8 protein-coding genes are annotated in these 11412 nt (G+C 70.5%); 5 read left to right on the plus strand and 3 right to left on the minus strand.

Annotation, left to right across the window (positions count from 1 at the left end; all coding sequences use genetic code 11):
- The first annotated feature begins 216 nt into the window (after positions 1 to 216).
- Entirely contained in the window at positions 217 to 3390 is a 3174-nt protein-coding gene (locus F4553_RS04460; protein WP_184832383.1) for a BTAD domain-containing putative transcriptional regulator, read from the plus strand.
- A 56-nt stretch (positions 3391 to 3446) separates the two neighbouring features.
- Here F4553_RS04460 and F4553_RS04465 read toward each other — a convergent pair whose 3' ends face one another.
- Positions 3447 to 3851 (minus strand): hypothetical protein, encoded by a 405-nt coding sequence (locus tag F4553_RS04465; RefSeq protein ID WP_184832385.1) that lies wholly within the window; start codon positions 3849 to 3851, stop codon positions 3447 to 3449.
- A 305-nt stretch (positions 3852 to 4156) separates the two neighbouring features.
- Here F4553_RS04465 and F4553_RS04470 point away from each other — a divergent pair, with 305 nt between their 5' ends.
- Positions 4157 to 5707, plus strand: coding sequence for a toll/interleukin-1 receptor domain-containing protein (locus F4553_RS04470; RefSeq protein WP_184832387.1), 1551 nt, complete (start codon positions 4157 to 4159; stop codon positions 5705 to 5707).
- A 49-nt stretch (positions 5708 to 5756) separates the two neighbouring features.
- A complete protein-coding gene (locus F4553_RS04475; RefSeq protein ID WP_184832389.1) occupies positions 5757 to 6161 on the plus strand; it encodes a RidA family protein in 405 nt (134 codons plus the stop codon).
- Positions 6162 to 6250: 89 nt separating this feature from the next.
- Here F4553_RS04475 and F4553_RS04480 read toward each other — a convergent pair whose 3' ends face one another.
- Positions 6251 to 8269 carry a cellulose binding domain-containing protein gene (locus F4553_RS04480; protein WP_184832397.1) on the minus strand — a complete coding sequence of 673 codons (2019 nt, stop codon included), beginning with the start codon at positions 8267 to 8269 and terminating at the stop codon, positions 6251 to 6253.
- 175 nt (positions 8270 to 8444) lie between these two features.
- Here F4553_RS04480 and F4553_RS04485 point away from each other — a divergent pair, with 175 nt between their 5' ends.
- Together F4553_RS04485 and F4553_RS04490 are read left to right on the plus strand one after the other, a co-directional pair.
- Positions 8445 to 9119 (plus strand): esterase/lipase family protein, encoded by a 675-nt coding sequence (locus F4553_RS04485; protein ID WP_184832399.1) that lies wholly within the window; start codon positions 8445 to 8447, stop codon positions 9117 to 9119.
- A gap of 68 nt (positions 9120 to 9187) precedes the next feature.
- Positions 9188 to 10258, plus strand: a complete 1071-nt coding sequence (locus F4553_RS04490; protein ID WP_184832401.1) for a DUF2855 family protein — start codon at positions 9188 to 9190, stop codon at positions 10256 to 10258.
- A 55-nt stretch (positions 10259 to 10313) separates the two neighbouring features.
- Here F4553_RS04490 and mraY read toward each other — a convergent pair whose 3' ends face one another.
- Positions 10314 to 11411: a phospho-N-acetylmuramoyl-pentapeptide-transferase gene (gene mraY / locus F4553_RS04495; protein WP_184832403.1), complete on the minus strand. Its 1098-nt coding sequence runs from the start codon at positions 11409 to 11411 to the stop codon at positions 10314 to 10316.
- Between the last annotated feature and the right edge of the window lies 1 nt (position 11412).

Genomic DNA, 11412 nt, shown 5'->3' on the forward strand with positions numbered 1-11412 from the left:
CCACCCGTGCCACGCCTACAGCCGAGAACCTAGAGATCACCGCACGTCGGCACGCTGAACCGGCACTGAATCCGCGGCGTGCCCGCACAAACGATCTATCCGCCCTCCTACCTGCGCTGATCAAGCCCATGCAGCCGCAAACCGGCAGTGTCAGGCAGATCCGGTAAAATGTCGGCGGCAGATCAGTCAATGGCTGCCGAGGACCGGAGGCGCTTCGTGCACGGGGAACCGAATCCGCCGAGCGATCCGGGCGGGCTGCTGCGCAGCCATCGCCACCGGGTCGGCCTGGATCAGTCCGCGCTGGCCGAACGGGCCGGGGTGAGCCTGCGGACGTTGCGCGACATCGAGCACGGGCGCGTCAGCAAGCCGCGCGACACCTCTCTGCGCCGCATCCTCACCGCGCTGCCCATCACCGACCTCGACCGCGCCGCGCTGCACGACGCGTTCGCCGGCCACGCAGCCCGCAGGCCGGCCCGCGACCGACCCGGCCTGCGCCTCGGCGTGTTGGGGCCGCTGCTGCTCAGCCACCCGGACGGCCCGGTGGCGGTGGACCAGGCGATGCCCCGAACGCTGCTGTCACTGCTCGCGCTGCACCCCGGCCAGCCCGTGCCGGTGTCCGAGGCGATCGACACGCTCTGGGGCGACGACCCGCCGAAGACCTGCCACAATCTTGTCCAGGTCTATGTCGGCCGGCTCCGCCGACTGCTGCAGACCGGGCAGCGCCCCCCGTCCGCCGGCGATACGATCCGGTTCAGCGCAGCCGGCTATCTGCTCGACCCCGCGGCAGTGCACACCGACGTGGCGGACTTCGCCGTCCTGTGCGACCAGGCCGCCGCGGCCCAGGCCGCCGGAGATCCGGACACCGCCGCCGACCGCTACCTCGACGCGCTGCGGTGCTGGCGGGGACCGGTGCTCGGCGACTTCGACCCTCGCCTGCACCACCACCCGAGCGCGGTGCGGCTCAACCGTCGGCGGATCGAGGCCGCCACGGCGCACGCCGATCTGGCGTTGGCGGCGGACCGGCCCGGCGAGACGCTCGGCCACCTGCGCGAACTGGCCCTGCTCGAACCGCTGCACGAGGGCCTGCACGCCCGGCTGATCCGCGCACTCGCCGCCGCCGGCGAGCAGGCGGCCGCGCTGCGCGCCTTCACCGACCTGCGGGAGCGGCTTCTCGATCAGCTCGGTGTCCTGCCCGGCACCCAGCTGACCACCGCCTACCACCACGTGCTGACCACCTCGGCACCCCATGCCGAGCCGGCCGCGCCGCAGCCCCGCGCCGGGCAGGCCCACCCGGCCCAGCTGCCCTCGCGGGTGGCCGGATTCGCCGGCCGCACCCAGCACCTCGCCGAGCTGGACGACCTGTCCCGGCGGACGGACGAGACCGCCGCGGGAACGATCGCCGTGGTCGCCGGATCGGCCGGCGTCGGCAAGACCGCCCTCGCCGTGCACTGGGCCCACTCCGCCGCGCCGCACTTTCCCGACGGGCAGCTCTACGTCAACCTGCGCGGGTTCGACCCCGGCGGCTCACCCGCCCGCCCCGGCGAGGTGCTGCACGGCTTCCTCGGCGCGCTGGGCGTCGCCTCGACGCTCATCCCGGCCGGCGACGACGGCCGGGCCGCCCTCTACCGCACCATGCTCGCCGGGCGCCGGATGCTCATCCTGCTCGACAACGCCGCCGACGCCGACCAGGTCCGCCCGCTGCTGCCCGGCAGCGCCGGCTGTTTCGTCCTGGTCACCAGCCGCACCCAGCTGACCGGGCTCATCGTCAGCATGCGCGCCCACCTGCTCACCCTGTCACCGCTGCCGGAGGCTGAAGCACGCCAACTGCTGGCCGCGCGCCTCAGTCCGGACAGGCTCGCCGCCGAGGCCGACGCCATCGCCGACCTCATCGACCGCTGCCAGCGGCTCCCGCTGGCCCTGGCGCTGGTCGCCGCCCGGTTGGCCGCCCAGCCCGCCACGACGATCCGCGCGCTGGCCCGCCAACTCGACGACGCGGACCCCTCCGGCAGCCTCGACACGCTGTCGGTCGGCGACGCGTCGACGGACCTGCGTACCGTCTTCTCCTGGTCCTACCGCCACCTCGGCCCCGACGCCGCCCGGCTGTTCCGCCTGCTCGGCATCCACCCCGGCCCCGACGTGTCGCCCTCCGCCGTGGCGAGTCTGCTCGCGGTCACACCCAGCCGCGCCCGGTCGCTGCTGCGCGAGCTGACCGGCAACCACCTGCTGCAGGAGCAGCGGCCCGACAGGTTCGAATTCCACGACCTGCTCCGCGCGTACGCCACCGAGCTGGCCGAGGCCCTGGACACCCCCGCGGCCCGGCGGCAGGCCCTGCACCGGGTCCTCGACTTCTACCTCGTGTCGGCACACACCGCCGCCGCCCTGCTGGAGCCGCTGCGCGAGCGTCTCCCGATCGCCGCATCGCAACTGGGGGTCCTCCCGGAGACGCTCCGCACGCGGATGGAGGCGCTGTCCTGGTTCGCCGCCGAACGTGCCGCGCTGCTCGCCGCCGTGCGCCGAGCCGAGGCCGAGGGGTGGGACACCCGCTGCTGGCAGCTGGCACACATCGTCTCCACCTGCCTCTACGCCCGCGGCCACTGGCACGACCTGGCATCCGCCCAGCGCACGGCGATGCGGGCCGCGCGACGAGGCGGCGAGCACACCGGCGAGGGCCACGCGCACCTGGGCCTGGCCCGCGTCTACTCCGCCCTGGGCTGGTGGGCGAAGATGCAGCCGCACCTTCGGCGTGCGCTCGCCATCTTCGCCGACCCCGGCGACCACGCGGGCCTGGCGCGTGCCCACAACGCCATGGCGTTGAGCTACTCCCGGGGCGGAGACCACCTCCGGGCGCTGCACCACAACCAGCACGCCCTGAAGCACTTCCGCCTCGCCGGAATCGCCAACGCCTACGGCCAGGCCCTCAACGACATCGGCTGGGACTACGCGCAGTTGGGCCGCTACCGCCCCGCCCTGGCGCACTGCCGGCGGGCGCTGCGGGTGATCGACGCGCTCGCCGAACCGACCGAGGCCGCACACACCTGGGACAGCCTCGGCTACATCCACCACCATCTCCGTGACCACCGGCGTGCCGTGGCCTGCTACGAACACGCCATCCGCCTGTTCGGAGAGAACGGCAACCGGTATCACGAAGCCGAAACCCTCACCCACCTCGGCGACACCTACCGTGCCGCAGGAGTTCCGGACGCCGCCGGCGCCGCCTGGCGGAAGGCCCGGGACATCCTCGACGACCTGCACCATCCCGACAACAGGCGAGTCCATGCGCTGCTCAAGCGGCTCGACGCAGGAGAGCCGCCGCGGGAGCCCGCCCTCGGCCGAGGGACAGGTCGTGCAGCCGGCAGCCCGGACCTGTCTCAGGTCTACGCCGTGCAGTGACGGCTACACGGCCGGGCAATGCGGCGTCACGGCTCACGGAACGGACACTGCGCGGATCAGCGTGGAGCGAGGTTCCCAGTGACGACGACGCCGTCTCGAACGGTGTAGGTGCCCGTGTAGTAGGTGGTCGGGCCGCCCGTGTGCTGGGCTTCGAGGTCGACGTGGACGGTGTCGCCGTCGACGGCGCCGATGGTCACCCCGTCGAAGCTGGTGGTGGCGAATCCGTTGACGAACTCGGTGTACGACGGGGAGAGGTTCTTGCCGCCGAGGTTCCAGGCCAGCTGGAAGTCGCGGTCGTTGATCGCGTTGTAGTAGTCGAGGACGACCTGGACCGGGTTGGTGACCGGTGCGGCGGCCCGCACCTCGACGATGACGGGCGAGGGCGCGGAGTACGCGGCCGCAGGTACGGCGATGGCGAGTGCGCCCGCGCTCAGCAGCGCGGCCAATTTCGTAAGTGGCATGGGAACCTCCTGCCGACACCTCATTGTGTCGGCGACGACGGTCGGCCGCCCGGCTTTGCCGAGATCCGCGCCAGACGTCGCCCGGCGGGCCCGGCGTGGAATTTCGTACCAGGATGGGAACTATTACCGTTTGTTGCCATATCGGAGCTTGGGTAAGAGGGCTCGCCCACTCACGGACTTGTGCTGGTCCGAGCACCCATCCACCACTCGGGGTGAGGCGCGGACACCCGAGAAGGGGCGCTGTCCCATAATCTCCATGGTTTAGGAAGCCGTAGATTTGTCGATGAACGACCATGGGGGTCCGCGTGCGCATCTTCGTCTCATACAGTTCCCGTGACCGACTGGAAGCATTGCGGCTCAAGGAGATCGCCGAGGGCGACGGCCATCAGGTCTGGCTGGACGTGTTCGACATCCAGCCGTCGGCGCAGTTGGCGGAGCAGCTGAATTCGGGGATACGCAGTGTCGACATGATCTGTGTCCTGCTGTCGCCGACCGCGGTCGACTCGGCCTGGGTCAATCAGGAGATCGAGACGGCCCGGGCGTTGGAGACGCAGGGGGTTCAGGTGCTGCCGATCATTCTCCGGGCGGCGCCGCTGCCGGAGGGATTGCGCGATCTGGTGGCGATCGATGCGACGCTCGGGCTGAGCGACGACGCGGTGGCGCTGCGGGTCAGGCGGGCTCTGGGGACGCAGGTGCGTGACGGGGTGCTGCTGGACGCGTTGCGGGGTGCGGAACTGGCCGACCAGGCGGTGCGGGACGCGGCCGAGCAGGCGCTGCCGGATGTGCGGCGCAGGCTGGAGCGGGTGGCGGATCTGCCGATCACCGAGCTGTCGCTGACCATCGATCAGGACACGTGGCCGGGGCCGCAGGGGGCGTTGCTGGAACTGCTGTTCACGATCGATCACCTTTTCTTGGGTTCCGCGGTCATCGTGGCCGCGCCATACGACGGCGAAGCGACCTGGCGAGGGTATCCGGGGCTGGAGCCCAGCCCCCGGGAGGAGTTCTTCGCGTCGACCAAGCCTCGGGCCGACGCCCGGTTCTCCTGGGCGGGAAGGGTGGTGCTGCCCAATCGGGTGATCGACGGGACCGACCTGGGAGAGCAGCCGCTTCGATTCTCGTTCACGCTGGGCGGGGAGTATTCGGCGGCCGAGCGCAGGGCGACGATGGCGCAGCTGGAGAGGTTCGAGATCCCGTCGTTGCGGAAGCTCATCGACCGTCATGCCAAGGTGCGGCTGCGGGTGTTTCCGCTCAACGGCGACCCTTACGACGTCGACCCGCTCAGGACGGACCTGGTCGCGACGCTGACCGTCCCGTTGCGCCACTCCGACCATGGGGTCTACGGGTTCACGCTGTGGCGTACCCATCAGGATCATGAAAGTCAGGTCCTGCTCGCCTCGCCGAGTCTGCGCGACTGCGCCACCGACATCGAGCGGGAGGCGCTGCTGTCGCTGTACCGCGATGTGCCGCTGCGGGCGGCGCAGACCTCGCGGGAGCGGGTGCAGCGGCTGGCGGCGCTGCTGGCGCAGGAGGCGCCGATCCCGGACGAGGACCGCTGGGCGGCGTTCACCCTGCTGGTCGGCCAGGCCCGGCTGCTGGCCATGCGCGGCCAGAGATTCGAGGCGGGGCAGCAGATCTACCAGGCGCTGCGGTTGACCGGAGACGCATACGACGTCACCGGCGCCGACTATGTCGAGTTCTTCCGGGTGTGGTCGGCATTGATGTTCATGGCCGACCTGCTCAACCCGGAGCACGCCGGGTTCTACCTGAACGCGGCGAGTCAGCTGGCCTCTCAAATGAGCCAGCTGCACCCGGGCGAGCCGGACTATGCCAGTGCTCTGGCGCTCAGCCGAGCGTGAGCACGGTAACGGCGGCGAATTCGGTGGACGACCGGGATAGCGTGCTGTCATGTCGGCACACATCACTCGGATCAACCCTGCTGAGCTGCACCAGCCGCCGGGCTACACGCATGTCACGATCGTCGAGGCCGGTCGGACGGCGTACATCGCCGGGCAATGCCCCATGGGCCTCGATGGCGCCCTCGTCGGCCCCGGCGACCTCGGGGCGCAGATCGACCAGGTCGTGGCGAATTCGCTGGCCGCGCTGTCCGCGGCCGGTGCGACTCCCGCCGACGTGGTCCGTTCCGTCATATACGTGGTCAGCTCCGACCAGCAGATGCTGGGCGAGGCATGGTCGCGGCTGACGCAGTCGCCGCTGGGCGTGGCCTTCACCACGGCGAGCACACTGCTCGGCGTCGCCAGCCTGGGCTTTACCGGCCAGCTCGTGGAGGTCGACCTGACCGCGGCGCTGTGAACCGGCGGATCGGTGACGGTCGCCGCCGAACTCCGCACGGCCCGTCCGTGTGGGCCGGGGCGGGCGGTTCGACCCGCCCCGGCCTCGGCTCAGCGGGTCGTGCAGAGCTGCCCGTTGAGCGTGAACAGCGCCGGAGGCACGTTCGGCCCCTGGTAGTTGCCGACGAGCCCGACGTTCGCCGACGCAGCCGGCGCGAGGACCTTGTTGAAGTCGGCGTTGGTCACCCGCACCGACCCGGCGGTCTCGGTCCAGGTGCCGTTCCAGCCGCTGCCCAGCTGCTGCCAGGCCGTCGGCCAGCTGAACGCCAGCGACCAGGTGTCGATCGTCGCCGTGCCGGTGTTGGTGATGTCGATGCTGCCGACATAGCCGTTGCCCCAGTCGCTGGTGTCGGTGAACGTCACCGCACAGGTCGAGGTCGCGGGCGTCGTCGTGACGAACGCGACGGGCGGCGACGCCCACGAGACCCGGCCGGCGCTGTCGCGGGCGATCACGTTCGCCGTGTAGCGCGTACCCGGCGTGAGGTTATGGATGGTGAACGAGGTGCCGGTCGTCTCACCCCACTGCTCGCTGATGGTGCCGTTCTGCCGGTGGATCTCGTACTTGACCCCCGCCGCCGAGGCGGGCCAGGTGAGGGTCGCGTCCCGAGCGGTGATCGCGCTCGCGACGGGCCGTCCCGGTGCGGCCGGGCGGGTGACGGGTGCGGACTGCTTCAGGATCAGCGTGGTGAGCGAGTAGGGCGGCAGGGTCACCGACGTGGCGCTGCCGGTGGCGGTCGTGACGGCGGCGCCGCCGTTGACGTAGCTGAGCACCTGCGCGCTCGCCGCGGGCGAGTAACCCGCGTAGCTCAGAGTCACCGGCTTGGCGGCGGCCGGGTCCTGGTTGAGGAGCAGAACCGCAAGATCGCCGTTGGTACGCCGGGCCGCGTGCACCTTCACCAGCGGGTCCGAGGCGCCCGCTCGCAGCAGTTGGTCGCCGGGACGGGCGAACTTCGACGTCATCGCCAACGCGTGGTAGGGCGCGAACGGCTTGTTGAGGACCGGCTCGCAGGTGGTGCCGTCGGCGAGGCAGGTGCCGCTGGAGAGCAGGCCGAAGTCCGCGTAGTCGGGCTGTCCCTCGACCGTGCTCGCGGCGGTGATGCCGTTGTGGACGTTCCACCAGTCGATGGTGAAGACGCCGTTCTCGATGAGGGTGGCGTACGCGTCGGCGGCGAACAGGGCACCGGGCTGCGTGTTCATGCCGTAGCCGGTGTTGACCTCGGTCATCGAGATGGGGAGGTCCTTGTGCGCGAAGCGGTCGATCTGCTTGCGCGCCAGCGCCGTCATGTCGCCGATGTGGGCGATCTTCGACAGCGCGTCGGCGCCGTTGGAGCCGCCCGGGTACCAGTGCAGGATCGCGAAGTCGACCGAGGGACCGGCGATGGTGAGCACGACCTCGTTCCAGGAGCCGGCGTCGCCGCTCGCCACGATGCCGTCGGGCCAGTTGCCGGGCGTGGTGAGCACGACACCGATCTTGATCGTCGGGTCGACCGCCTTCATCGCCTGTGCGAAGAGCTTGACGTTGCGGGCGTACTCGGCGGGGCTCTTGTCGGCGTGGTCGTCGGCCTCCCAGGCGCCGCCGTAGTGGCCGTTGCCGTAGATCTCGTTGCCGATCTCCCAGTACTTCACGCCGTAGTGCTTGTCCACGTTGGCGTAGCGGACCCAGTCGGCGGCCTCCTGCGGCGTACCCGTGCCGTAGTTGGCGATCACCATCGGCCTCGCACCGGCGCGCTGGACACCGGCCATGAAGTGGTCGAAGTCGGTGTCGGGGGCGACGTAGCCGCCGGGGGCGGTGTTGTCGCGCCAGTGGTAGATGTCGGCGTAGGAGCCGCCGGGGTAGCGCATGAGCTGCACTCCGGCGTCGTGCATGAGGTCGGCGACGGGCGCCGAGCCGAGGTGGGTGTCCCAGACGGCGTGGTTGACGCCGATCGCGGCGTCGCTGACCGTCTCCAGCCCGGCCCGGGCGTTGACGGTCACGGTGACCGCGGGGTCGGCCTGGGCCGGGGCGGTCGGCAGGGTGAGGGATGCTGCCGCCAGGGAGAGGGCGAGCAGGATGGTGCGACTTGTTCTCATCGTCGGGCGTCCTTACGGGATCGATGAATGGAAGCGCTCCCAAGGGTGCTGCACGCACTTGAATGTGTCAATCACATGAACGGAACCGGCAATCTTACCGATGTCTGGACCCGTCCCGGCAGCGAGACTTCTCCGCAACGCCCCGTCCCTATCCTCCCCGAAGGGGGTTCGTCCCATGCGTCTGCGCCACCGTCTCGCCGCACTCGCCGTCGCCCTGGTCGCCACGTCCGCCGTGGTCCTGGCACCGGCCACCACGGCCAACGCCGCCACGAACACGCCCGTGATCTTCGTGCACGGCTACACCGGCAACGCCTCCAACTGGACGACCGCGCTCTCGGTCTTCCGCGCCGGCGGATTCACCAAGGTGTACACCTACGACTACAACTGGGCCGGCTCCAACGAGATCAGCGCGGCGGGCCTGCGTACCTTCGTCAACCAGGTCCGCAGCCAGACCGGCGCCGCCAAGGTCGCCATCGTCAACCACTCCATGGGCGGCCTGGTCACCCGGTGGTACCTCGAAGAGCTCGGCGGCTCCCAGTACGTCAGCCACGTCGCGTCGATCGCCGGCGCCAACCACGGCACCACCTTCGCAGGGGCGTGCCTGATCAACATCTCCTGTATCGAGATGTACCCGGGGTCGCTGTTCATCCTCGACCTGTCCGACGGCGACGAGACCCCGGGCAGCGCCAAGTACGCCAGCTGGTACTCGGCCTGCGACGGCATCATCCTGCCCTACACCAGCACCCGGCTGACCGGGGCCACGAACAACAATGTGGCCTGTGAGACCCACATCGGGTTCCTCACCAACACCAGCGTGCTCACCCAGATCCGCAGCTTCATCGCGGCCTGACCCCGATCCGTGCTCCCCGCCTACGGTGGTAGGCGGGGAGCACTTCTGCGAATGAACGGAGATCCACCATGACCGCCTCCTGGACGCTGGCCGTCGGCCGCGACGACCTGGCGCGCACCGCGCTGGTCGCGAACCCGCTGCCGGAGCCCGCCGACGGCGAGGCGGTGCTGCGCGTGCACCGGGTCGGCATCACCGCCAACAACGTCACCTACGCCGTGCTCGGCGACTCCTACCGCTACTGGGAGTTCTTCCCCGCCACGGCACGCGGGCTCGACGAGCGGTGGGGGCTGCCGCCGGTGTGGGGGTTCAGCGAGGTCGCAGCGTCCACCGTGCCCGGTGTGGAGCCGGGCCAGCGGTTCTACGGCTACCTGCCGCCCGCCACGCACCTCGTCGTGCGGCCCGGCCGGGTCGACGGGCAGGGGTTCCGGGACACCAGCGGGAACCGCGCCGACCTGCCCTCGCCCTACAACGCCTACCGGCGGACCACCGGCGACCCCGCTTACGAGGCCGAACGCGAGGACCTGCTCATCCTGTTCCGCCCGCTGTTCTTCACCTCCTACATGCTCGCCGACCACCTCGCCGACCAGGGCTTCTTCGGCGCCCGCACGCTGGTCCTGTCGTCGGCGTCGAGCAAGACCGCCTACGCCGCCGCGTTCGAGCTGCACGGCACGGGCCCTCGCGTCGTCGGCCTCACCTCGGCGGACAACGTCGAGTTCACCCGGGGTCTCGGGTGCTACGACGAGGTGCTCGGCTACGACGACGTGGCGTCGCTCGAGCGGGTGCCCACGGCGTACCTCGACCTGTCCGGCCGCCCCGGGGTGCGGGCCGAGCTGCGCGAGCACCTCGGCGACCGGCTGGTGCACGACATCGCCGTCGGGCTCACGTCGCAGACCCCCAACGCCACCAGCGCCGCGGCGGTCTTCTTCGCGCCGGACCAGATGCGCAAGCGGACCCTCGACTGGGGCCGGGCCGGGCTGGACGAGCGCTTCAGCGCCGCCTGGCAGCGGTTCGCGGGCACCGCCGAGACGTGGGTCGATGTCGCGGTGGGGCGCGGGCCGCAAGCGCTGCGGGCGGCGTGGCTCGACGTGCTCGCCGGGCACACGCCGCCGCGGACGGGCCACGTCCTGGACCTGCGCTGAGTGCTGCCGGCGCAGCCGTTGCGAACCAGTCGGCCCCTACCCGGCCATCGGCCGGTCAGGGCAGGTGGCTGAGGAAGTCGCCGTAGAAGAAGCCCAGCCCGGCGAGCACGCCCGCGCCCGCGATGATCCAGAACCTGGTCACAATCGTGACCTCGGCCCAGCCGACCAACTCGAAGTGGTGATGCAGCGGCGACATCCGGAACACCCGCTTGCCGGTGGTCTTGAAGGAGACGTACTGGATGATCCGCGACATCGTGATGATCACGAACAGCGCGGCCAGTACCGGCAGGAGCAGCACGGTCCGGGTGGCGACCGCCTCCCCGGCGATGAGGCCGCCCAGCGCCATGGAACCGGTGTCGCCCATGATGATCCGCGCCGGGGAGGTGTTCCACCACAGGAAGCCGAGCAGGGCTCCGGCGGCCCCGCCGGCGACCAGCGCCGTCTCCAGCGGATCCCGGGCCTGGTAGCAGAACGCCGACTGCATCGCCGGAGCTCCGCACCAGTGCTGGTACTGCCAGAACGAGATCAGCCCGTACGCGGACAGCACGATGATCGATGTTCCGGTCGCGAGGCCGTCGAGCCCGTCGGTCAGGTTGACGGCGTTCGTGGCCGCCATGACGATCGCGATGAAGACGAGCACGGCACCGACCTGGCCGACGTCCAGCCAGCTGATCTCGCGGACGAACGACAGCCGCGTGCCGGACACCGACCACCCGGCCGCGTTCGGAAAGCCCAGCGCCACCACGCCGAATCCCGTGCCGACCACCAGCTGCAGGACCAGCTTCCAGCGCCCGCTCAAACCGGCGGTGTTCTTCTTCGTGACCTTCAGGAAGTCGTCGACGAACCCGATGCCGCCGCAGAACACCATCAAGCCGAGCAGGACCAATCCGGTGATCGTCATCCCCGACGGGACGATCTGGGCCGCCGGGAGCGCGTTCATCACCATGTGGCCGGCCAGGTAGGCCAGCACGGTGCCGACGACGAAGATCAATCCGCCCATGGTGGGGGTGCCTCGTTTGACCTGATGCGCGGCCGGATTGATGTCGCGGATCGGCTGGCCTGCTCGCAGCCGCACCAGACCCCGGGCGGCCAGCGGTGTGCAGACCAGAGCGAAGGCGAACGCAACGGCGGCGGCCACGACCAGGGAGAGCATC

The sequence above is a fragment of the Allocatelliglobosispora scoriae genome (genome assembly GCF_014204945.1).
GTDB classification, from domain to species: Bacteria; Actinomycetota; Actinomycetes; order Mycobacteriales; family Micromonosporaceae; genus Allocatelliglobosispora; species Allocatelliglobosispora scoriae.